The following is a 24,159-nucleotide window of genomic DNA, read 5'->3' on the forward strand; positions in this document are numbered from 1 at the left end:
AACCTCGCCGGAAAGTTTCAAGCCGCTCGGCCGCGTTGCTGGGTCCATGTCGACCCCCCACGGGCGGCGGAAACGATGAGCGAGGAGGACGACTGGTTCGAACGCGCGCTCCGCGAGACCGACGAGGAGTCCGACGACCCGCCGGTGGACGGTGCGGAGAGCGGTTCCGACGGTACGGAAGCCGGTGCGGACGACCCGGAAGACGCGGAAGCCGGTGCGGACGACGCGGACGATCCGGAAGCCGGTGCGGACGACCGTGCGGGGGAGACGGAGGCCGCGAGCGACGACGCCGAGTTCGCCGATCCGTTCGGCGGTGCCGCCGACGAGACGGGCGCCGAGGCGGGCGACGGGAACCCCTTCGCCGGCGACGTCGGGGAGGGCGGCGAGTCCGGGGGCGGCGAGTCCGAGGGCGGCGAGTCCGGCACCGACGACGCGGCGAGCGGCGGTGTTCCGGCGGACGCGTTCGGCGACGTTGACGCCGGCTCCGGATTCGACTCCTTCGGCGAAGACGACCCCTTCGGCGGCGGTGGCGGGGAGGAGGCCGACGCCGGAACGGACGCCGACGGCGGTGGCGGCGCGACGGACCCGTTCGGCGCTGACGACCCCTTCGGCGGCAGTCGGGGCGGTGGGGGGTCAGACGGCCAGTCGAGCGGCGGGGGCGGCGGAGCGGCAGGCGGTGGCGACGACCCGTTCGGCGGCTACCGCGGAAGCACGGGCGGAGGCGACGACGACTTCGGGTTCGGTGAGTTCGGCGACGATGCCGACGCCGGAGGGACGACCGACTTCGACGTCGACCCCGACGAGTTCGAGTCCGGAATCGAGCGGACCGACATCGGGATCGAGGGGCTCGACGACATGATCCTCGGCGGCGTCCCCAGCCGGTCGCTGCTCTCGGTCATCGGCGGGGCCGGCACCGGGAAGACGACGTTCGCGCTCCAGTTTCTCAACGACGCGCTCGAATCGGGCGAGAAGGGGATCTACATCACGCTCGAACAGACCCGCGAGTCGATCCTCGACACGGCGACAGAGAAGGGGTGGTCGTTCCGCGAGCACGCGGCGGAGGACCGCCTCGCGGTCGTCGCCATCGACCCCATCGAGATGGCCAACTCGCTGTCGTCGATCCGCAACGACCTCGTCCGGCTCATCGCCGAGTTCGACGCGGACCGGCTGGTGCTCGACTCCGTCTCCCTCTTGGAGATGATGTACGACCACCCCGCGAAGCGGCGCTCGGAGGTGTTCGGGTTCACGCGCTCGCTGAAGGAGTCGGGCGTCACGACGCTGCTCACCTCCGAGGCGAGCGAAGAAACGCCGTACGCCTCCCGACACGGCATCGTCGAGTACCTCACCGACGCGGTGTTCGTCCTCCAGTACGTCCGCGGGTCGGACTTCCGCGAGACCCGCCTCGCCGTCGAGATCCAGAAGATCCGCGACGCGAACCACTCCCGCGAGACGAAGCCGTACGACATCACCGACACCGGGATCTCGGTGTACGATCAGGCGAACATCTTCTGAGCGGGCAGGGCGACGTGGTATTTAAATCGGCACATTGCGCAGCCGCGGTTGCTTATAAACGAACGCTGTGCGGTGGCGCGTGCCGGTGAGCGGCCGAAAGGCCGCGAACCGCACGCGCGAGGGACGCGGCGAACGCGAGCGGCGAAGCCGCGAAGCGTGAGCCGCGAGGCTGGGGAGGCGTGAGGTGCGGGGCGGTGCTGTGCGGGGAGGGACTCAAAGGGGCAGTCGCGAGGGCGAAGGCGCGCAACGCAAGGACCGCAGGAGTGAGCGAAGCGAACGACGAGGACCGCAGCGAGCGCACCGAGCCCTCGCGACTGGGGCTTTGGCGGTGTTCGTCGTCGATCCGCAGTCGGTTATTTATAAATAAGCGGCTGAGACTTCGGAGGTGTTCGCCGTGTCTGAGGGTATTCCGGCAGACCTACGACTCGCGACTCGCTCGTCGCAGAAATGCACCGTCCGGGAATTGAACCGGAATCAGACGTGCTCGCTCGTTTCACTCGCTGCGCGCGACTGATAGGGTTCAATTCCGCTGCCGATTCCTGCGGCTCGCGACGTTGCTCGCCGCAGGAATGCACCGTCCGGGAATTGAACCCGGGCTATTAGCTTGGGAAGCTAATGTCCTACCACTGGACCAACGGTGCTCGATTCGAGGTACCCGACCGTCCCACTTGAACGTAGCGTTTCGGCGAACGCCGGCCGACTCCGAGGCGTCGGTGCCGCGAGCCACACGCTTAAGCCGTCACCGACGGAGGCACGCCCATGACCGACGACACAGCAGACGCGACGCGAACCGACGCGGCCGCGGCGGTCGACCGCGTGCGAGAGCGCGCGGCCGACCTCGCGCCCGCGCTCGGCGCGACCTGGACCGACGACGAGCCGTGGCGCTTCCTCACCGACCTCACGGCGATCGGGAGTCGCATGGCAGGCAGCGAGGGTGAGCGCCGGGCCGCCGACCTCGTCGCCGACGCCTTCGAGCGCGCGGGGCTCGCGGACGTGCGCACGGAGCCGTTCGAGCTCCCGGCCTGGGAGCGCGGGTCGGCGTCGCTCGACGTGACCGTCTCGGGGCGGGACGGCGAGCCGGCGACGCGCTCGTTCGAGGCCTTAGCGCTCCCGTACTCGCCGTCGGGGAGCGTCGCGGGCGAACTCGTCGACGTGGGGTACGGCACCCCGAGAGAGATCGACGAGCGCGACGTGGCGGGGCGGATCGCGGTCGCCTCGACGACCACGCTGGAGGGCGGCCGGTTCGTCCACCGCATGGAGAAGTTCGGCTACGCGATCGACGCCGGCGCGGTCGGGTTCGTGTTCGTCAACCACCTCGACGGCCAGCTCCCGCCCACCGGGTCGCTCACGTTCGGCGAGGAGGCCGAGGCGGTCGCGGTCGGCGTCTCGAAGGAGACCGGCTCGTGGCTCCGCGAATACGCTGTCGGCGGCGGAAACGGAATCGCTGCGGACGACGTCGCACAGGCCGAACTGTCGGTCGAGGCGTCCACGACCCCGGGCGAGAGCCGCAACGTGATCGGGAAAGCGGGCCCGGACACCGACGAGCGCGTCCTGCTGCTCGCCCACTACGACGCCCACGACATCGCGGAGGGGGCGCTCGACAACGGCTGCGGCATCGCGACGGTCGCGACCGCGGCCGGAGTGCTGGCGGACGCCGACCTCCCCCTCAGCGTCGACGTCGTCGCCGTGGGCGCCGAGGAGGTCGGGCTGCTCGGCGCGGAGCACCTCGCGGACCGACTGGACCTCGACCGCGTGAAGGGCGTCGTCAACGTCGACGGCGCGGGGCGGTTCCGCGACCTCGTCGCGCTCGCGCACGCCTCCACGGCGGCCGCGTCGGTCGCGGAGGCGGTGTCGACCGCGACGCGCCAGCCGATCGCGGTCGACGCGCAGCCGCACCCGTTCTCCGACCAGTGGCCGTTCGTGCGCCGCGGCGTGCCGGCGCTCCAGCTCCACAGCGACTCGGGCGACCGCGGGCGGGGATGGGGTCACACTCACGCGGACACCCGCGACAAGGTCGACGACCGGAACGTCCGCGAACACGCGATGCTGATCGCGCTGCTCGTCGCCGAGTTCGCGGCGCCCGAGCGCGACCTGCCGCGGCTGGACCGCGACGAACTCGCGGCCGCGTTCCGCGAGGCCGACTTCGAGACGGGGATGCGCGCCGCCGACCTCTGGCCCAGCGACTGGGACTGAGCGGCCGGTCTCGCCCCGGGTCCCGCTCCTCGGTCAATTCACGGCTCCTCGGTCACTTCACGTCAGCCTCAGGCGTCGGCGGCGGGAGCCGCTTGTGCGCCGTCGCGCGGTGACGTCCGAGCAGGTCCGCGACGAGTTCGCGGTCGACCGCGGCGGGTTCGCCGGCCTCGTTCCCGGCGTCGGCTGTGTCGGCGTTGGCGCCGTCTTCCGCGTCCCGGTCGGCGACCGCGGCCTCGATCCGCTGGACGACCGACTCCGGGTCGAGTCCGCGGTCGACGCCGAGGTGGAGGACGGGGTCGACGACGGCGTAGGGCGCGCCCAGGTCGTCCGCGTCGCGCTGTCCGGGGAGAAACCCCGCGGTCGGCGGCTTCTCGACGACGAACTCCGGCACGTCGAGTTCGGCCGCGAGCGCCCGCACGTCCGTCTTGTAGAGGTGACCCAGCGGGAACAGGTCGCCCGCGCCGTCGCCGTGTTTCGTCAGGTAGCCCAACAGGATTTCGCTCCGGTTCGCGGTGCCGCAGACGAGGCAGTTCGTCGCGTTGGCGGCGAGGTAGGCGACGGCCATCCGGAGGCGCGCGACGGCGTTGCCGGACCGGACCGGCTCGTCGTGGAGGTCGAAGCGGTCGGGAGCGACGGCGCCGAACTGCGCGAACAGCGGCTGGAGGTGAACCGTGTCGTGGTCGATGCCCAAGGCCTCCGCGAGCGCCTCTGCGTCGCGTGCGTGCGGCGCGCCGACCTTGTTACACGGGAGAATCAGCCCGTACACGCGGTCGGCGCCGACCGCCTCGACTGCGAGCGCGGCCGTCACCGTCGAGTCGAGCCCGCCGCTCATGTTCACTACCACGCCGTCGGCGCCCGCGGCGTCGACCCGATCGGCGACGAACGACCGAACTCGGTCGCGTTCGACCGCGAGATCCCGCTCCGGGAGCAGCGAGGCGGGAGGGGGGTGAGAACTGGCGGCGTCTCGATCGTGGTTCGACACCGCCCCTTCCGCCGACCGCTCGGCGGCGGCCTCGTCCGGATCGAACGCCGACTCCGGGTCAGCCATCTCCTCCTCCGGCGCGGACTGTCCGTCCCGTCCGAATCGTCCGCCGACGGGGCTGTCCGCCGACGGCTCGTGAGGAGGCGCGGGTGCGTCTCTGCGGGCGTTCGCGAGCGTCGCGTTGGATCGTCATCAGTCGGCCGCCGCTTCCGTTTGCGATGGTAAATACTTGCGGTGTGGATCGTATAAGGAATTGGTACTGTTACGGCTGAATAGAGTAGAGTTACTCGTGAACTACGATGTACATACGATTATACTCGAAATAATCTGGTATACTTGAGCTTCTATGCCGCTGAACGAGGGAATAACTCGTCTCCCGAAATAATGCGCCCTATTTGAGTACGTTTGAATAGAAATCAGTCGTAGAACAATTGTTCTAAGCATATAATGTGATTATATACGAACATTTATTAGTTAGATAGAGTTCGATTTGTCCATGTCACGTATTCAGCTGAGTTCGAGTCAGGAACGCGTGCTCACCGCGCTCGTGAACCTCTCCGAGGGCCGGGAGGCACCGGTACAGGGGCGGGAGATCGCCGACGCGATCGACCGCAATCCGGGAACGGTGCGGAACCGCATGGGGAGCCTCAGCACCCTCGGCCTCGTCGAGGGCGTCGCCGGGCCGGACGGCGGCTACATCCCGACCGACGAGGCGTACGACGCGCTCGGCATCGAGCGCCTTGAGGACGCCGCGACGACGCCGGTCGAGCGCGAGGGCGACCCCGTCGAGGACGTCACGGTCGCAGAGATCGACCTGTCGAGCGTCGCAAATCCGGAGCTGTGTCGCGCCGAGCTCGTGATCCGCGGCCCGGTCGGCCCCTTCGACGCGGGCGATCACGTGACCGTCGGGCCGACGCCCGCCACCGGGCTGCGGCTCTCCGGCGTCGTCGACGCGACGAACGTCGACGGCAACAGCCTCCTGGTCCGCGTCGACGGCATGGAGACGGCGGCGGGGGGGTCGGCTGCGTAGCGGCGGCCCGAGCGGCGGGCGTCCGAAAGTCCGATTCACTCCCCGTCGACCGCGGAGATCAGCCTGTCGCGGACCGCGCCGGTCGCGGCCGCGGCGTGGCGAGCGTCCCGGTGTCGCTCGCCGAAGGCGACGCGTGCGCTTTCCGCCGCCTCGCGGTCGACGGTGAACTCCGCGTCGGGGTAGGTCACGTCCCACAACACGAGCGGTTCCGGGGGCGCGGGACCGACGCCGCGATCGCCCGAGACCGGTTCGGCGGCGAGCAGCCGGTCGATCCACGCGAGGTCGGCGGTTCCGCGACCCACGGCGCGGACCGCGGCGACGACGCGCCGGACGAGCGCGCGGGGGAACCCGTCCGCCGAGAGTTCGACGACGAGCGCGTCGCCCTCCCGGGTCGCCCGCGCGTCGAGGTCGCGGACCGTTCCCGTCTCGTCGGTGGTCAGGTTGTGGAAGTCGTGCTCGCCGTCGAACCGCGCGAGCGCCGCCCGGAACCGGTCGTCGTCGACCGCGTGCTCCGGGTCTCGGCGCGTGCGGTCCGAGCCGGATTCGGAGCCCGATTCGGGCGCGTAGAGGTGGTAGCGGTACGTCCGCTGGACCGCGTCGTGCGTCGCATGGAACCCCCCCTCGACGTCGGCCGCGGCCCACACGCGGACCGACCCCGGCAGGTGGCCGTTGAACGCGCGGGGCGTGAGCCACGTCGGCGCCTCGAAGGCGACGGTCTGTGCCACCGCGGAGACGCCGGCGTCGGTCCGGCCCGCCGCGGCGTAGCCGGCCGGCGTGGCGTGGGTCGACCCGTCGCCGCGCTCGACGACGCCGTGTTCCGCGAGCGCTTCGAGGAGCGCGTCCGCGACCGTGCTGGCGTGCGGCTGGCGCTGGAAGCCGGCATACCCCCGGCCGTCGTACGCGACCCGGAAGGCGCGGGTGATCGTCCCGCGATCGTTCGACGCGGCCGTCACTGGGCGTCGGACGCGTCGCCGCCGTCCGTCGCGTCGCTCGCGTCTTCGTCGGTCTCGGTCGGCTCCGCCTCTCCTCCGGCCTCTTCGGGGTCGGCCATCGGAACGGTTACCACCGGCACCGACGCGACGCGGACGACCTTCTCGGTGACGCTCCCGAGGAGCAGCCGGCGGATCCCGCGACGGGTGTGGCTCGGCATGACGACGATGTCGGCGCCGTCGTCGATCGCGTTCTCGATGACGTCCAGCGGGTCGCCGCGGACGACGCTTCCGACTGCCTCGACGCCGGCCGCTTCCAGTTCTGCGGTCACCGCTTCTACCCGTTCTTCGGCCGCCTCCGCGAGCCGGTCGGAGAACACGCCGGTCCGCGGGCCGGCGAGCGTGTCGACCGCGGTGTCGGCGGCCGAGATGACGTGGACCGTCGCGTCGTATCGCTCGGCGAGGCTGGCGGCATGCGGGATCGCGTCGTTCGCCTCGCCGCCGGGCGCGACGGGCAGGAGGATGTTGTCGTACATGCGTGGTGACGGAACGCCCACCCGCAAAGTCCTGTCGGCGTTCGCCCCCGTTCGCAGGTCGCGGAGAACCGGATGGGCAGGGTTTTCCGACGGGCGGCCGTCCCTGGGGACATGGCACGAGAGGTTTCCAACCCCGACAACCCGCAGGTGACGCTCCAGACCAACCACGGCGACATCGTCGTCGAACTGTTCGCCGACCGCGCGCCGAAGACGGTCGAGAACTTCCTCGGGCTGGCGCGCCACGACCCCGCCGCCGACGCGGAGCCGGCGCGGGATACGAACACGTGGGAGGACCCCAAGACCGGCGAGGTCCGCGGCGATTCGCTGTACGAGGGGATCGTCTTCCACCGCGTCATCGACGACTTCATGATCCAGGGCGGCGACCCGATGGAGAACGGTCGCGGCGGCCCCGGCTACCAGTTCGACGACGAGTTCCACGACGACCTCACCCACGACGGACCCGGGATCCTCTCGATGGCGAACTCCGGCCCGAACACGAACGGTTCGCAGTTCTTCATCACGCTGGACGCGACCCCGCACCTCGACGGCAAACACGCCGTCTTCGGGCAGGTCATCGACGGGATGGACACCGTCGAGGAGATCGGCGGCGTGCCGACCGGCCGCAACGACGACCCCCGCGAGGCCGTCGAGATCGAGAAGGTCAACATCGACGAGTAAGACCGTCGACTCCGGCCTGCGTCAGGTCTCGGCCCCGATCCGTCCGCGGCCTGGGCCGCGTGCGCCGACCTCTCACGCTGCGGAGAGTTGAGAAGAGTTAAATTATCCCCGACGTAAGCACCGTTCGCGCTCGGTTGGTGTAGTCCGGCCAATCATGTTGGCCTTTCGGCGGACGCGGCGCCTCGGCGCCGGTTCGGAAGTCAGCCGACGACCAGGGTTCAAATCCCTGACCGAGCATCCACTCTCACACCGCGAGCGACGCGTCTCGTTCTCCGGCCGATCCGCCCCGTTCTCCGGTCGGGCCAAAGGGGAAGAATCACGGCTGTCGGTGACGGAGAGTCGGGTATGAGCGACCGACCCGACGAGCGCGACGGCGACAACGACCGCCGCTTCGAGACCCGCGCGATCCACGCCGGCCAGGAGCCGGACCCGGAGACGGGCGCGCTGATGACGCCGATTCACGCGAACTCGACGTACGAGCAGGACGCGCCGGGCGACCACCGCGGCTACGAGTACAGTCGCACGGGGAATCCGACGCGCAGCGACCTCGAGGCGAACCTCGCCTCGCTGGAGTCGGGCAGTCACGCCCGCTGTTTCTCCTCGGGGATGGGCGCGATCAACACCGTCCTCAACCTGCTGTCCGCGGGCGACCACGTCGTCGCCGGCGACGACGTGTACGGCGGGACGCACCGCATCCTGACGCAGGTGTACGACGAGTACGACATCGAGACCAGCTTCGTCGACACCACGGACCACGACGCGGTTCGTGACGCGATGCGCGACGAGACCGAGCTGGTGTGGGTCGAGACGCCGACGAACCCCCTGATGAACGTCAACGACATCGGCGCGCTCGCCGACATCGCCCACGAGCGCGACGCGCTCTGCGCGGTCGACAACACGTTCGCGACGCCGTACCTCCAGCGCCCGCTCGAACACGGCGCGGACGTCGTCTCCCAGTCGCTGACGAAGTACCTCGGCGGCCACTCCGACACCATCGGCGGCGCCCTGATCGTCGACGACGAGGAGCTGGACGAGCGGCTCGGCTTCTATCAGAACTCCGTCGGCGCGACGCCCGGCCCGTTCGACGCGTTCCTCGTCCTCCGCGGGACGAAGACGCTCCCGGTCCGGATGGACCGTCACTGCGAAAACGCGATGGAACTCGCCGAGTGGCTGGAGGGACACGAGGCGGTCGAGCGCGTCTACTACCCCGGGCTGGAGTCGCACCCGGACCACGAGCTCGCGGCAGAGCAGATGGACGACTTCGGCGGCATGCTCTCCTTCGAGCTGGACGGCACCCTCGACGAGGCGTCGACGGTCGTGAGCGAGACGGAGGTGTTCACGCTCGCGGAGTCGCTCGGGGGCGTCGAGAGCCTCATCGAGCAGCCCGCCGCGATGACCCACGCGGCGATCCCGCGCGAGGAGCGGCTCGCTGCCGGGCTCACCGACGGGCTCATCCGGGTGTCCGTGGGGATCGAACACGTCGACGACATGAAGGGCGACCTCCAAGCGGCGTTCGACGCGGCGCTGTCGTAGGCGTCTAACCGTCCGGGCGGTCACGACCGGCGTCTGACGACTGACATCATTTTTATCGGTGCCGCCGAGACTGCCTCCATGAGCGATCCAGACGTCTTGGTGCTTCGCCAGACGATCCACGGACTGGGCCCCGACGAACTGGCGGCGGCGATCCGCGAGCGACTCCCCGACGCGACGGTCGCGCGGGCACGGACGCCGGCCGAGGAGCGCGACCTGATCCGGACCGCGCGGGTCGCCGTCGGGCTCACCATCGACGAGGAACTGCTCGCGGCCGCCGAGGAGCTGGAGCTTTTCGCCTGCGTGTTCGCGGGGACGGGCCACCTGCCGCGCGACCTGCTCGACGACCACGGGGTCGCCGTGACGAACGCCTCCGGCGTCCACGGGCCGAACATCGCCGAGCACGTCGTCGGGTCGATGATCGCGCACGCGCGACAGTTCCACCGGGCGTACCGCCAGCAGTCCCGCCGCGAGTGGCGCACCTACGAGACCACGGAGGTGTACGGCTCGACCGTCGCCGTGGTCGGGCTCGGCGCCATCGGGCAGGCCGTCGTCGACCGGCTGGCGTCGTTCGACGTCGACACGGTCGGCGTGCGTTACTCCCCCGAGAAGGGCGGCCCGACCGACGAGGTGTACGGGTTCGACGAGTTCCACGAGGCCGTCACGGACGCCGAGTACGTCGTGCTGGCCTGTCCGCTCACGGAGACGACGCGGGGGCTCGTCGACGCCGACGCGCTCCGGACGATGCGGCCCGACGCCGTCCTCGTCAACATCGCGCGCGGACCGATCGTCGACACCGACGCCCTGGTGACGGAGCTCCGGAACAACCGCATCCGCGGCGCGGCGCTGGACGTCACCGACCCGGAGCCGCTCCCCGAGGACCACCCGCTGTGGGGACTCTCGAACGCGACGATCACGCCGCACAACGCCGGCCACACGCCCGAATACTACGAGCGCGTCGCGGACATCCTCGCGGACAACGTCGCGCGGCTTGACGCCGGCGACGAGCTCCGCAACCGGGTGGTGTGAAAGAGTCCGGCGACCGACCAAATAAATCTATATACTCCTATATATTTTGTACTTCTAAATCGAACGATGTCGTCGCTATCGCCCTTGTCAGTCGCCTATCGACACAGAAGAGACTCCATCAAACCCCAGACGCAGGAAAACGGAGGTATATATTTTGATCAAAATTAAGGTGTTCCGTTCCCGAGGGTGAGGTATGGAAACGCGGAAGGTCCAGGTCACCGGCGGCTCGACGTACACCGTCTCGATTCCGAAGACGTGGGCGACCGACAACGGCGTCGAGGCCGGGACGGAGATCGAGTTCCACCCGGACGGCGACTCGCTGTTCCTCACGCCGCGGTCCGATTCGGAGCGGACCCGGGGAACGCTGGACATCGCCGACCTGACGGGCCAGGCGCTCCGCCGGGCGGTGACGACGATGTACGTCAGCGGGTTCGACGTCATCGAACTGGAGGGGGCGGAGATCACCACCGAGCAGCGGTCGACGATCCGGGACGCGGTCCAGAGCCTCGTCGGTTTGGAGGTGTTAGAGGAGACGCGCGACCGCGTCGTCGTCCAGGATCTCCTCGACTCGTCGGAGCTTTCGATCCACAACGCTGTCACGCGGATGCGGCTGATCTCGCTGTCGATGCTCGACGACGCGATCACCGCGCTCGCCGAGCGCGACCACGAGCTCGCGCGCGACGTGATCGGCCGCGACGACGACCTCGACCGGCTGTGGCTCGTCGTCTCGCGGATCTTCCGCGCCACGCTGCGGACGCCGAAGGCCGCCGAGGAACTCGGCCTCCCGCGCGAGGAGTGTTTCGACTACCACTCCAGCGCCCGCCAGCTGGAGCGGATCGGCGACCACGCGACGAAGATCGCGCACCTGACGCTGAACATCGACGAGCCGCTTCCCGACGAGGTCGTCGACGCCGTGCGCGACCTCCACGGCGACGCGGTCGACGTGATCGACGCGGCGATGGACGCGCTGTTCGACGACGACACCGACGCCGCGACCCGCCGAGCCAACGAGGCGCGGACCGGCGTCAGAGCGATCGACGAGCGCGTGCGCTCCATCGACGAGCGCCTCCGCGACCTCGACCCGACGCGCGCACAGCTGCTGGGGCTCGTCGTCGACTCCGTCCTCCGGTCGGCCGACTACGGCGGTAACATCGCCGAGACGGCCCTCCAGAAGGCCGCGCCGACGCCGTGAGGGACGCCCTCGACGCGATGGTGCGCCGACTGCCCCGGCGCCGGACGCTCGCGCTCGTCGGAGGTGCGGTCGTCCTCCTCGTCGCGATCGTCGTCGCCGGCGGCGCCGCGTACTTCGCCGCCGGACTGGGGCCGGACGCGGACGCGGTCGCGGCGGTCGAGGCCGACCCGAACGTCTCCGTCGATCGGACGGCGGTCGGGACCGCGGTCCGCGACGGGCCGGTGACGTCATCGACAGTCGGGCTCGTCTACTATCCGGGCGGGCGGGTGGCACACGAGAGTTACGTTCCCACCGCCGCAGAGATCGTGGCGGCGTCCGATCGCGACGCGTTCGTCGTCGTGGTCGACGCCCCGCTCAACCTGGCTGTCCTCGCGCCGGACCGCGCCGATCGCGTCCGCGAACGTTACCCCGAGGTGGACGCGTGGGCGGTCGGCGGCCACTCGCTCGGCGGCGCCATGGCCTGTCGACACGCGGCCGGAAACGCCGAGGCGTACGACGCGCTCGTCCTCCACGCCGCGTACTGCGATCGCGACGTCTCCGAGAGCGGCCTCGACGCGCTCTCGGTCTTGGGCGGCGCCGACGGGGTGATCGACGCCGAGCGCGAGCGCGCGTCTCGGTCGAACCTCCCGGCGGACGCTCGGGTCGTCGAACTCGACGGCGTCAACCACGCCGGATTCGGAGCGTACGGACCACAGCCCGGCGACGATCCCGCGTCGCTGTCGCCGGACGCAAGCCGCGAGGCGGTCGGGAACGCGACCGGAACGTGGCTCTCGGAACGGGGCGCGGTGACCCGCGACGGCCCGTCGCGATCGGTTTCGGACCGCGCTCCGGGCGCCGTCCGCTCCGGCGCGCCCGTCGTTGCCGGGTGAGCGGGTTTTTTGACCGCGCTCCCCCGAGTGGATCGCATGCCAGAGATCGAACTCGGCGTGCCGAGGGGCGTCGTCGAGTCGCTCCCGGAGGAGGAGGGGACCGCCGAACGAGACATGCGACGCGCCATCACCGGCATCCAGTCGCGGTTGAACGACGCGCTCGACGAGGCGGAGCCGGACGAGGCGGCCGAGGTCGTCGCCGACGCGGTGGAGCGCATGGAGTCGCAGGCGAGCACGTACCACGAGTTCGTTCCGGAGCTGCGCGCGTGGGGGCAGTCGCCCATCTACGCGATCGCGTGGCGCAACCTCTACCTCGAACTCATCGGCCAGCTGTACGACCACGAGTGGCTCGCCGACGACCTCGACCGCGAGCGCAACTTCCGGCTGGTCGAGGACGGGATCCGGCTGTCGGACCTGTAGCCGGCGACGCGTCCACTTCGCGGCCGTCGCCTTCCGCGGCCGGCCGCTTTTAAGCCGCCGCGACACGACGTACGGGTATGGAACTGGAACTGCGGTTCTTCGCGACGTTTCGCGAGGCCGCCGGCGGGAAGACGGTGAACGCGGAGTTCGCCGACGGCTCCACGGTCGGCGACGTGTTGCGCGAACTGGAGTCGGAGTACGAGGGGATGGAGGGCCGACTGATCGTCGACGGCGACCTCGCCCCGCAGATCAACGTCCTGAAGAACGGCCGCGAGGTGCTCCACCTCGACGGGCTCGACACACCGATGGCGGACGGCGACCGGCTCTCCGTGTTCCCGCCGGTCGCGGGGGGGTCATGAGCGACGACGGGTCGACGACTGCGGAGGAGGCCGGTAGCGACGGCACGGCGGCGGCCGAGGGTGGGGAAGACCACGGTACGGCGGCCGAGGGTGGAGAGGGTCACGGCACGGCGGCCGGAGAGGCCGACGGCGACGCGAGCGCCGAGTCGTCCGGTCCCTCGCCCGCGGAGGAGGGATGGGAGCGCGAGACCGTGGCCTACCGCGGCATCTCCCGGCGGCTCGCGGCCCACTACCTCCGCAATCTGGGCGGAGAGCTCGTCGGGACCGACGACCCCGCGGAGGCGACCCGCGTGGACGGCGACGGCTGGCGAGTGACGCTCAGCGCCGAGAAGGTGACCGCGGCGGCCGCGATCAAACTCACCGAGGTGACCGCCGAGTTCGCCGGCGACCCCGATGTCCTCGCCGAACTGCTCCCGAAGTACCGGCAGAAGGCGATGCGCGCCGGCGGGTGATGTCCGACGACGCCGAACAGGACCCGGGGTCGTATCCGATCGAGGGTACCGCGCTGGTGAAGACGGCGGCTCTCGCGAGCGTCCCGGCCGCGCGCGTGCCGGCGCTGCTCGCGCGCGTCCAAGCCGATCTGGGTCCCAGAATCGACGCGTATCGCCGGCGCTACGAGCGGATCGCGGCCGAGCCGGAGCGCGAGACGTTCCTCGTCGAGCCGGACCACTGGGAGGCGGTGGCCGACCGCGTCGGGCTCACCGAGCGCGAGCGCGACGCGGTGGTCCGCGCCCACGAGGCCGCGGTCGAGCGGATCGGCTCCGGGAGCGGTCGCCGGGAGGAGTTCGACACCGCGCTGGAGATCCGGTCGGGCGTCGTCATCGGCGTCGAGGGAGGAGATGAAGCGGAGACGAACGGCGACGAGCCGAACGCAGACGGCGACTGATCCGGGCGCTGCCGTCACCGACGCCTTTTCGGACCGCTACGGAGACGTTCCCACATGCGACTCGCTCGACTGCTCACCCCCGACGGACCCGTCGCCGGCCGCTACGTCGACGGCGCGGTCGTCGCCGACGACGGCCGCTACGAGGTCGGTCGCGACGGGCGACTGCTCCCGCCGTGCGACCCAAGCGCGCTGTACTGCGTCGGTCGGAACTACGCCGAGACGCTCGACCAGATGGAGTACGAGCGGCCCGAAGAGCCGGACTTCTTCATCAAACCGCCAGCGAGCCTGCTCGCGCACGGCGAGGCGATCCGGTATCCCGAGTGGACCGACGAGCTGACGTACGCCGGCGAACTGGTCGCCGTGATCGACGAGCGCTGTCGCGACCTCGACCCCGAGGACGTCCCGGACGCGGTGCGCGGCTACACGGTCATGAACGACGTCGACGCGCTCGACCAGCAGGGGCGGACCGCGCGCAAGGCGTTCGACGGCTCGGCGCCGCTCGGGCCGTGGATCGAGACCGACGTGGACCCGACGGAACTCGACATCGAGACGACCGTGGGCGGCGAGAGGAGACAGGACGCCAACACGGAGCTGATGCTGTTCGGCCCGCACGAAATCGTCTCGTACCTCTCGAAGCGGTTCACGTTCGAGCCGGGTGACTGCGTCGCGTTCGGCAGTCCCGCGAACCCCGGGCTCGTCGAGCCCGGCGAGCGCGTCGAGATCACCTACGAGGGGGTCGGGACGCTCTCGAACGCGGTGGTCGCGCCGGACGGGGAGTAAGCGTCTCCGGGGCCGGCAAAAGAGAGAGTCCGGTGGGTCTCAGCGATCCGCCGGGTCGAGGTCGTCGACGCTCGCGTCGTCGATCAGGTCGTCGGCGTTCGTTAGCGCCGTCTCGTCGCCGGTTCGGACGTACGCACCGAGCGCGTCGGCGGCCTCGACGAGGGCGTCCGCGGCCGCGGGCGGCACGTCGCCGCCGAGCGCGTCGACGCGCGTGACGCGGTCGCGGAGGCGCTCGAACGCGTCGCGGGCGGGGCCGATCCTCGCTTCCGGATTCTCCCCGTCGACGGTGACCGTCGGGGCGTCGTCGTTTTCGGCGTCGCTTCCGTCATCGGCGTTCTCATCGCTTTGCTCGGTTTCGCTCCGCTCGGCGCCGGCTTCGAGTTCGTCGAGGAAGTCGAGCGCGTCGCTCCGGTACGCCTCGACCGCGCGCACGGCCGCCATCCCCCGGGCCTCGCGGAGCGCGGTCGGGACCTCGTCGGCCGGCGGTCGGTCGCCGTCATCGGCGCCGGCGAGCAGCGCGAGGAGGTACTCGCGGTCGGCGTCGGTCGGGTCGCGCAGTCGCTCGAAGCAGTCGACGGCCTCCAGCAGTTCGCGGGCCGCGAGGTACGTCTCGTCGAGCGGCGCGAGCCGGCCGCCGTCGATGAACCCGCGCTTCCGGCAGTACTCCCGGAGGTCGGACTGGAGGTCGTCGACCCCGGATCGGGGGAGGGTCTCGGGCGCGTCCCCGAACCGTTCGCGATGGCCGGAGAGGTCGAGCGAGACGGAGGTGTCGGTGTGGGCGGTGCGGGCGTCGACGCCGACGCTGCGGAGGTCGCCGCAGCTCGGACACGCGACGGAGCCCGTCTCGTAGTACGACCACCGCGTGCCGCAGGACTGGCACTCGCGTTCGCCGCGGACCTTCATGTGAGGTGGTTCGTCGCGTCCGCCCTAAACGACTGCGGGTCGACGGTGGAGGCTCGGGAGACGATCGTTCAGTTGCCAGCCTATTTCACGCTCTCCGGCGAACGGTCGGTATGACTTGGCACGCCGTCGACGCGCTCGACCGCGCCGTCGACGCGACGCGGCGGCTCCTCTTTCCCTTCGAGGCGGTCCGGTGGGCGAAGCTCGCGTTCCTCGCGCTCGTGATGGCCGGCGGGGGCACCGGAGCGTCGTGGACCGGCTCGTCGCCGCTCGGCGCCTCGACCGGCGGGGTCGGCGCTTGGAGCGAGTTCGCTCCGACGGAAACAGAGTCGGTGCCGGCGGGGATCGTGCGCGTCGTGAGTACGGGCGCCGAGCGGCTCGCCGGACTCGACGTCGCGCTGCTGGCCGGGATCGCGGTCAGCGCGGCGCTCGGCGCAGTCGCGCTCGTCGCGTGTTCGATCGCCTTCCGGCTCGCCTTCTACGACGCGCTCGCGACGAACCAGGTCGCACTCTGGCGGCCGTTCCGCGATCGGTTCCGGCAGGCGCTGGGGCTGCTCGCCGTTTCGACGCTCCTCGCGGTCGCGACCGGGATCTCCGTGCTCGCGCTCGTCGTCGCCGTCGACCCCGCGGCGTTGCGCGCGGTCGGCGTCTCGCTCGGCGGCTTCCCCGGATCGTCGACGATCGCGTCCGTCGCGCTCGGTGCGCTCGGGGTGACCGCGTTCGGGGTCGCGCTGTTCGGGACCGTCGGGTCCCGGCTCACGTTCGAGTTCATCGCCCCCGCGATGGTCGCCCGCGACGTTGGAGTGCTCGCCGGGTGGCGTGCGGTCTGGGCGTCGCTCCGCGATTCGTGGAGCGACGTCGTCGCTTATCTCGTGGTTCACGCCGTCCTCACCGCCGGCGTCAGGATCCTTCAGGCCGTCGCCGTCGCGCTCGTCGGCGGCCTCGTCGCCGTGACGGCCCTCGTCGCGCTCCTCCTCGCGGCGGTTCCGCTCGGAGGAGTCGAGGCGCTGTTCGGGACGACCGCAGGGGCGATCGCTCTCGCGGCCGTTCTCGTCTGCGCCGTCGTCGCCGTCGTGGTCGCGACGCTCCCGGTTCGGCTGGTGGCGCGCGCGTACCTGACCGCCTACGAGGTCTCGACGCTCGCCGGGATCGATCCCGAACTGGCGCCGCTGGCATCGACGCTCGTCGCGCGCGACGAATCGGAGCCGATCGGGGAGTGATCCGTCGGTCGGCGTGCGTCGTCGGGGGAGTGATCCGTCGGTCGGCGCCCGTCGTGGGGGAGAGATTCGTCGGTTGGCGCCCGTCGTGGGGGAGAGATTCGTCGGTTGGCGCCCGTCGTCGGGGGCTCTCGGTACCGTTGGGGCGTTGTCGAATGATCGTCGAACGTCGAATCGTATATTCGACACCATCGGATACCTTTTTACTCCGTTCACGAATGGAGAGAGACATGGGACTGGACGACGACGCGAGGGAGTACCACCGACAGGAGCCGCCCGGAAAGATAGCGATCGAGACCACGAAGCCCACGAACACGCAGCGAGACCTCTCGCTGGCGTACTCGCCGGGCGTCGCGGCGCCGTGTCGCGATATCGCGGCCGACCCCGAGTCCGTCTTCGAGTACACGGCGAAGGGGAACCTCGTCGCCGTCGTCTCGAACGGCTCGGCCGTCCTCGGACTCGGCGACATCGGCGCGGCCGCCTCGAAGCCCGTCATGGAGGGTAAGGGGGTGCTGTTCAAGCGGTTCGCCGACATCGACGTGTTCGACATCGAGCTCGACATCGACTCCGTCGACCCGTTCTGCGAGGCGGTAAAGGCGATGGAGCCGACGTTCGGCGGGATCAACCTCGAGGACATCAAGGCGCCCGAGTGCTTCAAAATCGAGGAGCGGCTCCGCGAGGAGATGGACGTCCCGGTGTTCCACGACGACCAGCACGGCACCGCGATCATCTCCGGCGCGGCGCTGATGAACGCCGTCGACATCTCCGATAAGGACCTCTCGGAGCTCGACATCGTCTTCTCGGGCGCCGGCGCGTCGGCCATCGCGACGGCCCGGTTCTACGTCTCGCTGGGCGCGCGCAAGGAGAACATCACGATGTGCGACTCCTCCGGGATCATCACCGAGGAGCGCGTCGAGGCCGGCGAGGTCAACGAGTACAAGAGCCAGTTCGCCACGCCGGTCGAGGGCGGCGACCTCGCGGACGCGATGGAGGGCGCGGACGTGTTCGTCGGGCTCTCCGTCGGCGGGATCGTCTCGCAGGAGATGGTCCGCTCGATGGGCGACGACCCGATCATCTTCGCGATGGCGAACCCCGACCCGGAGATCACCTACGAGGACGCGAAAGACGCGCGCGACGACACGGTGATCATGGCGACGGGCCGGTCGGACTACCCGAACATGGTGAACAACGTGCTCGGGTTCCCGTTCCTCTTCCGCGGGGCGCTCGACGTGCGTGCGACCGAGATCAACGAGGAGATGAAGGCGGCCGCCGCGGAGGCGCTCGCCGACCTCGCGCGCAAGGACGTGCCGGACGCGGTCGTGAAGGCGTACGGCGACGAGCCGCTCCAGTTCGGCCCCGACTACGTCATCCCGAAGCCGCTCGACCCGCGGGTGCTGTTCGAGGTGGCCCCGCGCGTCGCGGAAGCTGCGATGGAGTCCGGGTCGGCGCGGGCCGAGATCGACTTAGAGAAGTACCGAGAGCGGCTCGAAGCGCGGCTCGGGAAGTCCCGCGAGATGATGCGGGTCGTGTTGAACAAAGCCAAGAGCGACCCCAAGCGGATTGCCCTCGCGGAAGGCACCGACGAGAAGATGATCCGCGCGGCTTACCAGCTCTCCGAGCAGGGGATCGCCGAGCCGGTGCTTCTCGGTGACGCCGATACCATCTCGCAGACCGCGGCCGAACTCGGCCTCTCGTTCCGCCCCGAAGTAGTCGACCCCGACGACCGGGACGTCTCCGGGTACGGCGACCGGCTGTACGAGCTCCGGAAGCGCAAGGGAATCACGAAGCGCGAAGCTGACGACCTGGTGAAGCGGGACACGAACTATCTGGGGAGCGTGATGGTCGAGACCGGCGACGTCGACGCGATGCTCACCGGGCTCACCCACCACTACCCGTCCGCGCTCCGGCCGCCGCTCCAGATAGTCGGATCCGCGGCCGACACCGACACCGTCGCCGGCGTGTACATGCTCACGTTCAAAAACCGGGTCATCTTCTGTGCGGACACGACGGTCAATCAGGACCCGGACGCGGAGACGCTGGCGGAGGTCACGCGACACACCGCCGACCTCGCGCGCCGGTTCAACGTCGAACCCCGCGCGGCGATGCTGTCGTACTCCAACTTCGGGAGCGTCGACAACGAGGGGACGCGGAAGCCGCGCGACGCGGTCGACATCCTCCAGTCCGACGACGCGGTCGACTTCCCGGTCGACGGGGAGATGCAGGCCGACACCGCGGTCGTCGACGACATCCTCAACGGGACCTACGAGTTCTCCCAGCTCGACGAGGCCGCCAACGTCCTCGTGTTCCCGAACCTCGAAGCCGGGAACATCGGGTACAAGCTGCTCCAGCGCCTCGGCGGCGCCGAGGCCATCGGACCGATGCTCGTCGGGATGGACGAGCCGGTCCACGTCCTCCAGCGGGGCGACGAGGTGAAAGATATCGTCAACCTGGCCAGCGTCGCCGTCGTGGACGCGCAGGAGTAGTTCTCCGAGCGTCCCCCGGCTGCGGGAGCGTCCGTCGAGGCTGTCTTGGTGGTCGATAATCGTCGCGCGTGCCCCGCCGCTCGGCACACCAATTTTACTTGTTTCCGACTACGACAGTATTGGTATGGGACCGAGCGAGGATCCGGACGAATCGACCGGGCCGCGAGTGCTCGACAACAGGCGCGACGCGACACGGTACCGGGTTCTCGTCGAGATCGCCGCGCGACAGCCGGCGGTGAGCCAGGAGGAGATCGCCGACGTCATCGGCGTGACGTCGCAGGCGGTCAGCGACTACGTCCGCGATCTGGTCGACGGCGGGTTCGTGGAGAAGCGCGGTCGCGGTCGGTACGAGGTGACGAAGGAGGGCGTCGACTGGATCATCACGCGGACCGACGCCCTCTCGGAGTTCGTTTCTCGGGTGTCCGACGACGTCTTGGGGAGCGTCGACGTCGACGCCGCGGTGGCGACCGACGCGCTCGAAGAGGGGGACGACGTCGGACTGGAGATGCGCGACGGCGTGTTACACGCCGTCCCCGAGGGCGGTTCGGCGGCGACGGCGGTCGTCGTCACGGGCGGCGAGCCGGGAGAGGCGGTCGGCGTCACCGACTTCGAAGGCGTCGTTGAGTACGATCCGGGCGTGGTGACGGTCGTCCCCGTCCCCGCCGTGACCGAAGGCGATCCGCCCTCTCCGGACGTGATCAGGGACCGCGCCACAGAGGCGGACCTCGTCGCGGTCGGCGGAACCGAAGCCTATGCCCTCGCGACCCGTACCGGGCTGCCGCCCGACGTGCGGTTCGGGTCGGCGACGGGCGTCTCACAGGCCGCCCTTCGCGGGCTGGACGTACTCTTGCTCGTGTCGACCGACGAACTCTCTCGGCACACGACGCGGCTCCGTGAAGACGGCGTGCGGTACGAGGTTCGCGACTCCCTCGATCGCTGAGTCGGTCACCGAGCCCGAGCGCTGCGCCGTGAAGACTGGGTGTGGGGAGAAGAGCGTGTGGGGACGGGTTCGATTTGAGGGCGATACGAGTAGTGGCCGAAACGAGCGGAGAGGCACACCGTGTTTCCGGTGAAATCGGGGTTTGGGTTGGTGTGGTTGTTGGGTGGGCGGGGTATCTTGTCCGAGAACTCTGACCGATCCAAAACAACGGGTTTTATTATCTGATCCAGAGTAAAGCTCGCCAAGCCAATTGGCGAAGGCTTGCCGAGCCATACAGTGTGTTTCATCGGAAACGTGGTCTCCCCCGTGATAGACTCGTCTGACACCTCCATCGAACACCGCATTTCCGGTGAAATAGGCTGGCAATCGCCCCCCTCGTTGCTGGTCTCGGTCTCCCTGTTCAAGTCGTTCTGCTGTCTGGCGCTATCTACTAATGTCTCCTTTACGCGCTCTCGTGTTTCTCTCGTGTTTCTCTCGTGTCGCACTTGTTTCATTCCGGCTTCACTCCCGCTGATTGGTGCGAATTCTCGTCGTCCGTTCACTCTGGTGGCGTGTTTCCCATTCGGTCTGTTTCGGCCGGTTGGCTCTCTGTCGTTCTAATCGCGTCGACCTCGGTTGTCCGAGGGTCCCGCCCTGAACAGCCCGTTAACACCTCTTAACCTACCTCTCCAGACCCCTTCCGACTAACCCTCTCGGTCATCCCTCGGCCGACCACCCCTCCCACCCATCCTAACTCTCCCACCCATCCGACCCTCCCACCCAACCCCCATTTTCACCGGAAACGTGGTGTGTGTCTCGACCGACCAACCCGTCCTCCGGTCGCCCCACGACTCCGCCTCACGACCGCGCCCCACACCCGGCCGCGAAACAGAACTCATTTCACCGGAAACCCGGTGTCTCTCTCATGGACGCAGCGGACGACCTCTTCACGAGGGAGGACCCCATCTTCGCGAACAAGGAGCTCCTCGAGATCAGTCACCTGCCGGGTGAGGGCCGAATCGTCGGCCGAGACGACGAGATCGCCGACTTGGCGACGGCGGTCAATCCGGCCATCTTCGGGCAGAGCCCGAGCAACGTCCTCATCTACGGGAAGACTGGTACGGGGAAGTCGCTGTGTGCGAAGTACGTCTCCAAGCGACTCGTCTCGACCGCGAGCGAGGAGGGCGTCACGGCGACGTTCGCCTACGTCGACTGCGCGCAGGACACCACGGAGACGCAGGCGGTCCAGACGATCGCCGAGGGCGTCAACGATCCCGAGGAGACCGGGATCAACGTTCCCGACAAGGGACTCTCTACCTCCACGTACTACAAGCGGCTCTGGCGGATCCTCGACCAGCGGTACGACGTCGTTCTGATCCTGCTCGACGAGATCGACAAGCTCGACGACGACGCCATCCTGATGCAGCTGTCCCGCGCGGGCGAGGCCGGAAAGATCACCGACTGTAAGCTCGGTGTCGTCGGGATCAGCAACAAGATCCAGTACAAAGACCGGATGGACGAGCGCGTCAAGTCGAGCCTCTGTGAACGCGAGTTCGTCTTCCCGCCCTACGACGCGAATCAGCTACGAGAGATCATGCAGGCGCGCGCGGACGCGTTCCACGACGACGTGCTCGAACCGTCGACGATCCCCCGCGCCGCTGCGCTCGCCGCGCGCGAACACGGCGACGCGCGGAAGGCCATCGACATCCTCCGATACGCGGGCGAGATCGCGCAGGCGAACGGCGAACCCACGGTCCGCGAGGAGTTCGTTACGCAGGCGCGCGAGCGTGCCGAAACCGATCGCTTCCGGGAGCTCATCCGAGGCTCCACCCCGCACTCGCGGTACGTGCTTCAGGCGCTCGCGCTGCTCTCGCTTTCGAACGGTCGACAGGACGGATTCCGGACGAGTCGCGTGTACGAGATCTACGAGAACATCTGTCGACAGGAGGGCTCCGACAGCCTCTCGCTGCGACGCGTCCGCGACCTCCTGAAGGAACACGCGTTCCTCGACATCATCGAACAGTCGAAACACAGCGGCGGTAGCGCCGAGGGAAGCTACACCAAACACCAGCTTCTCGAGGACCCGAGCGTCGTCAAAGAGGTTCTCACCGAGGACGACGCCGAAGCGTAACCGAACCGCACTCGGCCGCCCGACGTTGATCGACCGCCACCCGACGGTGACTGACGGCGGCTCGACACCGACCACCGACTTTTATCGAGCCAGTGGTAACCGAACAGACCGATCGATTCAACCTCAGCCGAGCAGGCCGAGCCCTTCGATGCGCTCGACGATCTCCTCGACTGCTTCCTCGGCGTCGTCGGTCCGCTTGCCGCCGGTGATAACGATCTTTCCGCTCCCGAAGAGCAGGATGACGACTTCGGGTTCGTCCATCCGGTAAACGAGTCCGGGGAACTGCTCCGGTTCGTACTCGACGTCTTCGAGGCCGAGCCCGATCGCGAGGGCGTTGAGGTTGAGGTTGTGCCCGAGGTCCGCGCTCGACACGATGTTCTGAACGGTGATCTCCGGGTCGTCTTCGACGGGGATCTGGAGGCCGCGCAGCTTCTCGAATATGATCCCGAGCGCCTCGTGGACGTCGTCGATACTCTTCGCGCCCGTACAGACGATCTTCCCCGAGCGGAAGATGAGCGCGGCCGCCTTCGGCTCCTGGGTCCGGTACACGAGGCCAGGGAAGTTGTCCGGGTTGAAATCCGCACCCGGGAGGTCTTCCGCGAGCGCCTCCAAATCGAGCTCCTGGCCGATACCCGTCGATGCAACAACGTTCTGAATCTCGATCGAGTCTGCAGGGTTCGTCATCGTTCGCTTTTATATGTGTCCCCCTCCCTTATAAACGCCCGTGGTATAAACGACCGGTCCGTCCCGAAACGGATTATCTCTCATCCCGCGTACGCGAGAGACCTCGCGTAGCCTGAGATTCTATGATATTATGTTGATACATCTCCCGATTTCGAGTTCCCATCCGACCGCTCGCTGACGCCGGCCGTCTCCGTCCGCCACCACTCACAGATGGTTCAACTCGTTGTGAACTGCCCCATGAAACCGCATGACGTAGCGTAGATGCTTCGACGGGGTTAAGTACAACCCGGGCATTCGAAGAAATGCGAGGCGCCCCCGACGAAGGGGCACCGACCGGCCGTTGACGCGGCCGGTCAAAGCGTTCCGACGTGCTTAAGTGTATAAGCCCGTTCGGTCAATACGCGAAGAACGCACCGCGGACTCGGGCCGTTCAACTCGGCCCGGTTTCGCAGAGTCGGCTCGACCGACTCACCCAATGAGGATCACGCCCCCTGCGCTCCGGCGTAAGCGGTGATCTGATGTGAGCCGTGGTCGTTCGGTGTCATCCAAGCCGTTGGATGTACCGGACACCACACAGACCAATGCAATGGTGTGTCAACTCTCGTCTTCAACGAGATTGACACCCGCCAACACCCCCTTCGAGCCGGGAATNACACAGACCAATGCAATGGTGTGTCAACTCTCGTCTTCAACGAGATTGACACCCGCCAACACCCCCTTCGAGCCGGGAATCAGGCTCGAAGGTTATTCATTCCGGTTGATCCTGCCGGAGGCCATTGCTATTGGGATCCGATTTAGCCATGCTAGTCGCACGAGTTCAGACTCGTGGCGAATAGCTCAGTAACACGTGGCCAAACTACCCTTCGGAACACAATACCCTCGGGAAACTGAGGCTAATAG

General features: G+C 68.6%; 22 protein-coding genes, 2 tRNA genes and 1 rRNA gene (1 of these 25 running past the window's edge). 19 read left to right on the forward strand and 6 right to left on the reverse strand.

The window, feature by feature from the left end; genetic code table 11:
- The first annotated feature begins 75 nt into the window (after positions 1–75).
- Positions 76–1,512: a KaiC domain-containing protein gene (locus C466_RS05400; RefSeq protein ID WP_004598491.1), complete on the forward strand. Its 1,437-nt coding sequence runs from the start codon at positions 76–78 to the stop codon at positions 1,510–1,512.
- Positions 1,513–2,082: 570 nt separating this feature from the next.
- Here the strand turns inward: C466_RS05400 and C466_RS05405 are convergent.
- Positions 2,083–2,153: transfer RNA gene (locus C466_RS05405), tRNA-Gly, on the reverse strand.
- 118 nt (positions 2,154–2,271) lie between these two features.
- On the opposite strand from C466_RS05405, the gene C466_RS05410 reads away from it, so the two are divergent.
- On the forward strand, positions 2,272–3,705 hold the full coding sequence (locus tag C466_RS05410; protein ID WP_004598492.1) for a M28 family metallopeptidase: 1,434 nt from the start codon (positions 2,272–2,274) through the stop codon (positions 3,703–3,705).
- Positions 3,706–3,757: 52 nt separating this feature from the next.
- Here the strand turns inward: C466_RS05410 and nadE are convergent, their stop codons facing one another.
- Positions 3,758–4,753 (reverse strand): NAD(+) synthase, encoded by a 996-nt coding sequence (nadE, locus tag C466_RS05415; RefSeq protein WP_004598493.1) that lies wholly within the window; start codon positions 4,751–4,753, stop codon positions 3,758–3,760.
- A gap of 430 nt (positions 4,754–5,183) precedes the next feature.
- Here nadE and C466_RS05420 point away from each other — a divergent pair, with 430 nt between their 5' ends.
- Positions 5,184–5,717: an Rrf2 family transcriptional regulator gene (locus C466_RS05420; protein WP_049897987.1), complete on the forward strand. Its 534-nt coding sequence runs from the start codon at positions 5,184–5,186 to the stop codon at positions 5,715–5,717.
- A gap of 35 nt (positions 5,718–5,752) precedes the next feature.
- On the opposite strand, the gene truA is transcribed toward C466_RS05420, so the two are convergent.
- A complete protein-coding gene (gene truA, locus C466_RS05425; RefSeq protein WP_004598495.1) occupies positions 5,753–6,670 on the reverse strand; it encodes a tRNA pseudouridine(38-40) synthase TruA in 918 nt (305 codons plus the stop codon).
- A complete protein-coding gene (locus tag C466_RS05430) occupies positions 6,667–7,182 on the reverse strand; it encodes a universal stress protein (protein ID WP_004598496.1) in 516 nt (171 codons plus the stop codon). The genes truA and C466_RS05430 overlap by 4 nt, the downstream gene beginning before the upstream one ends.
- A 111-nt stretch (positions 7,183–7,293) precedes the next feature.
- Here C466_RS05430 and C466_RS05435 point away from each other — a divergent pair, with 111 nt between their 5' ends.
- From C466_RS05435 to C466_RS05485, 11 genes are all read left to right on the forward strand, one after another.
- Positions 7,294–7,860 carry a peptidylprolyl isomerase gene (locus tag C466_RS05435; protein ID WP_004598497.1) on the forward strand — a complete coding sequence of 189 codons (567 nt, stop codon included), beginning with the start codon at positions 7,294–7,296 and terminating at the stop codon, positions 7,858–7,860.
- A gap of 128 nt (positions 7,861–7,988) precedes the next feature.
- Positions 7,989–8,097: transfer RNA gene (locus C466_RS05440), tRNA-Glu, on the forward strand.
- A 108-nt stretch (positions 8,098–8,205) separates the two neighbouring features.
- Positions 8,206–9,393, forward strand: coding sequence for a cystathionine gamma-synthase (locus C466_RS05445; protein ID WP_004598498.1), 1,188 nt, complete (start codon positions 8,206–8,208; stop codon positions 9,391–9,393).
- A 78-nt stretch (positions 9,394–9,471) separates the two neighbouring features.
- Positions 9,472–10,419: a D-2-hydroxyacid dehydrogenase gene (locus tag C466_RS05450; RefSeq protein WP_004598499.1), complete on the forward strand. Its 948-nt coding sequence runs from the start codon at positions 9,472–9,474 to the stop codon at positions 10,417–10,419.
- Positions 10,420–10,612: 193 nt separating this feature from the next.
- On the forward strand, positions 10,613–11,611 hold the full coding sequence (locus C466_RS05455) for a phosphate signaling complex PhoU family protein (RefSeq protein ID WP_004598500.1): 999 nt from the start codon (positions 10,613–10,615) through the stop codon (positions 11,609–11,611).
- Complete coding sequence (locus C466_RS05460) at positions 11,608–12,480, forward strand: alpha/beta hydrolase (protein ID WP_004598501.1); 873 nt, start codon at positions 11,608–11,610, stop codon at positions 12,478–12,480. Before C466_RS05455 ends, C466_RS05460 begins: the two co-directional genes overlap by 4 nt.
- Positions 12,481–12,516: 36 nt before the next feature.
- The gene (locus C466_RS05465) at positions 12,517–12,900 is read left to right on the forward strand and encodes a hypothetical protein (protein WP_004598502.1); all 384 of its coding nucleotides are present in this window, start codon (positions 12,517–12,519) and stop codon (positions 12,898–12,900) included.
- Positions 12,901–12,977: 77 nt separating this feature from the next.
- The gene (locus tag C466_RS05470; protein WP_004598503.1) at positions 12,978–13,259 is read left to right on the forward strand and encodes a ubiquitin-like small modifier protein 1; all 282 of its coding nucleotides are present in this window, start codon (positions 12,978–12,980) and stop codon (positions 13,257–13,259) included.
- Positions 13,256–13,711 (forward strand): hypothetical protein, encoded by a 456-nt coding sequence (locus C466_RS05475; RefSeq protein ID WP_004598504.1) that lies wholly within the window; start codon positions 13,256–13,258, stop codon positions 13,709–13,711. Before C466_RS05470 ends, C466_RS05475 begins: the two co-directional genes overlap by 4 nt.
- A complete protein-coding gene (locus tag C466_RS05480; RefSeq protein WP_004598505.1) occupies positions 13,711–14,145 on the forward strand; it encodes a hypothetical protein in 435 nt (144 codons plus the stop codon). The genes C466_RS05475 and C466_RS05480 overlap by 1 nt, the downstream gene beginning before the upstream one ends.
- 54 nt (positions 14,146–14,199) lie before the next feature.
- Positions 14,200–14,925, forward strand: coding sequence for a fumarylacetoacetate hydrolase family protein (locus C466_RS05485; protein ID WP_004598506.1), 726 nt, complete (start codon positions 14,200–14,202; stop codon positions 14,923–14,925).
- A gap of 39 nt (positions 14,926–14,964) precedes the next feature.
- On the opposite strand, the gene C466_RS05490 is transcribed toward C466_RS05485, so the two are convergent.
- Positions 14,965–15,828 (reverse strand): DUF7117 family protein, encoded by an 864-nt coding sequence (locus tag C466_RS05490; protein WP_004598507.1) that lies wholly within the window; start codon positions 15,826–15,828, stop codon positions 14,965–14,967.
- Between the two features lie 110 nt (positions 15,829–15,938).
- Here C466_RS05490 and C466_RS05495 point away from each other — a divergent pair, with 110 nt between their 5' ends.
- From C466_RS05495 to C466_RS05510, 4 genes are all read left to right on the forward strand, one after another.
- The gene (locus C466_RS05495; protein WP_004598508.1) at positions 15,939–17,045 is read left to right on the forward strand and encodes a DUF7544 domain-containing protein; all 1,107 of its coding nucleotides are present in this window, start codon (positions 15,939–15,941) and stop codon (positions 17,043–17,045) included.
- A 227-nt stretch (positions 17,046–17,272) separates the two neighbouring features.
- A complete protein-coding gene (locus C466_RS05500; RefSeq protein ID WP_004598509.1) occupies positions 17,273–19,525 on the forward strand; it encodes an NADP-dependent malic enzyme in 2,253 nt (750 codons plus the stop codon).
- Positions 19,526–19,649: 124 nt separating this feature from the next.
- Positions 19,650–20,465, forward strand: a complete 816-nt coding sequence (locus C466_RS05505; protein WP_004598510.1) for a DUF7839 domain-containing protein — start codon at positions 19,650–19,652, stop codon at positions 20,463–20,465.
- A gap of 904 nt (positions 20,466–21,369) precedes the next feature.
- Positions 21,370–22,575, forward strand: a complete 1,206-nt coding sequence (locus tag C466_RS05510) for a Cdc6/Cdc18 family protein (protein ID WP_004598511.1) — start codon at positions 21,370–21,372, stop codon at positions 22,573–22,575.
- 123 nt (positions 22,576–22,698) lie between these two features.
- Here the strand turns inward: C466_RS05510 and C466_RS05515 are convergent, their stop codons facing one another.
- The gene (locus C466_RS05515) at positions 22,699–23,259 is read right to left on the reverse strand and encodes a TATA-box-binding protein (protein WP_004046033.1); all 561 of its coding nucleotides are present in this window, start codon (positions 23,257–23,259) and stop codon (positions 22,699–22,701) included.
- Between the two features lie 750 nt (positions 23,260–24,009).
- On the opposite strand from C466_RS05515, the gene C466_RS05520 reads away from it, so the two are divergent.
- Positions 24,010–24,159, forward strand: a 16S ribosomal RNA gene (locus C466_RS05520); it runs 1,333 nt beyond the window's last position.

The organism is Halorubrum distributum JCM 10118, from assembly GCF_000337335.1.
In the GTDB taxonomy this organism is placed as follows: domain Archaea; phylum Halobacteriota; class Halobacteria; order Halobacteriales; family Haloferacaceae; genus Halorubrum; species Halorubrum distributum.

What these genes read in the sequence shown, in the direction of transcription:
- C466_RS05400 (WP_004598491.1), top strand. Translation starts at nt 76, where the DNA reads ATGAGCGAGGAGGACGACTGGTTCGAACGCGCGCTCCGCGAGACCGAC.
- C466_RS05410 (WP_004598492.1), top strand. Translation starts at nt 2,272, where the DNA reads ATGACCGACGACACAGCAGACGCGACGCGAACCGACGCGGCCGCGGCG.
- nadE (WP_004598493.1), bottom strand. Translation starts at nt 4,753, where the DNA reads ATGGCTGACCCGGAGTCGGCGTTCGATCCGGACGAGGCCGCCGCCGAG.
- C466_RS05420 (WP_049897987.1), top strand. Translation starts at nt 5,184, where the DNA reads ATGTCACGTATTCAGCTGAGTTCGAGTCAGGAACGCGTGCTCACCGCG.
- C466_RS05430 (WP_004598496.1), bottom strand. Translation starts at nt 7,182, where the DNA reads ATGTACGACAACATCCTCCTGCCCGTCGCGCCCGGCGGCGAGGCGAAC.
- C466_RS05435 (WP_004598497.1), top strand. Translation starts at nt 7,294, where the DNA reads ATGGCACGAGAGGTTTCCAACCCCGACAACCCGCAGGTGACGCTCCAG.
- C466_RS05445 (WP_004598498.1), top strand. Translation starts at nt 8,206, where the DNA reads ATGAGCGACCGACCCGACGAGCGCGACGGCGACAACGACCGCCGCTTC.
- C466_RS05450 (WP_004598499.1), top strand. Translation starts at nt 9,472, where the DNA reads ATGAGCGATCCAGACGTCTTGGTGCTTCGCCAGACGATCCACGGACTG.
- C466_RS05455 (WP_004598500.1), top strand. Translation starts at nt 10,613, where the DNA reads ATGGAAACGCGGAAGGTCCAGGTCACCGGCGGCTCGACGTACACCGTC.
- C466_RS05465 (WP_004598502.1), top strand. Translation starts at nt 12,517, where the DNA reads ATGCCAGAGATCGAACTCGGCGTGCCGAGGGGCGTCGTCGAGTCGCTC.
- C466_RS05470 (WP_004598503.1), top strand. Translation starts at nt 12,978, where the DNA reads ATGGAACTGGAACTGCGGTTCTTCGCGACGTTTCGCGAGGCCGCCGGC.
- C466_RS05475 (WP_004598504.1), top strand. Translation starts at nt 13,256, where the DNA reads ATGAGCGACGACGGGTCGACGACTGCGGAGGAGGCCGGTAGCGACGGC.
- C466_RS05480 (WP_004598505.1), top strand. Translation starts at nt 13,711, where the DNA reads ATGTCCGACGACGCCGAACAGGACCCGGGGTCGTATCCGATCGAGGGT.
- C466_RS05485 (WP_004598506.1), top strand. Translation starts at nt 14,200, where the DNA reads ATGCGACTCGCTCGACTGCTCACCCCCGACGGACCCGTCGCCGGCCGC.
- C466_RS05490 (WP_004598507.1), bottom strand. Translation starts at nt 15,828, where the DNA reads ATGAAGGTCCGCGGCGAACGCGAGTGCCAGTCCTGCGGCACGCGGTGG.
- C466_RS05495 (WP_004598508.1), top strand. Translation starts at nt 15,939, where the DNA reads ATGACTTGGCACGCCGTCGACGCGCTCGACCGCGCCGTCGACGCGACG.
- C466_RS05500 (WP_004598509.1), top strand. Translation starts at nt 17,273, where the DNA reads ATGGGACTGGACGACGACGCGAGGGAGTACCACCGACAGGAGCCGCCC.
- C466_RS05505 (WP_004598510.1), top strand. Translation starts at nt 19,650, where the DNA reads ATGGGACCGAGCGAGGATCCGGACGAATCGACCGGGCCGCGAGTGCTC.
- C466_RS05510 (WP_004598511.1), top strand. Translation starts at nt 21,370, where the DNA reads ATGGACGCAGCGGACGACCTCTTCACGAGGGAGGACCCCATCTTCGCG.
- C466_RS05515 (WP_004046033.1), bottom strand. Translation starts at nt 23,259, where the DNA reads ATGACGAACCCTGCAGACTCGATCGAGATTCAGAACGTTGTTGCATCG.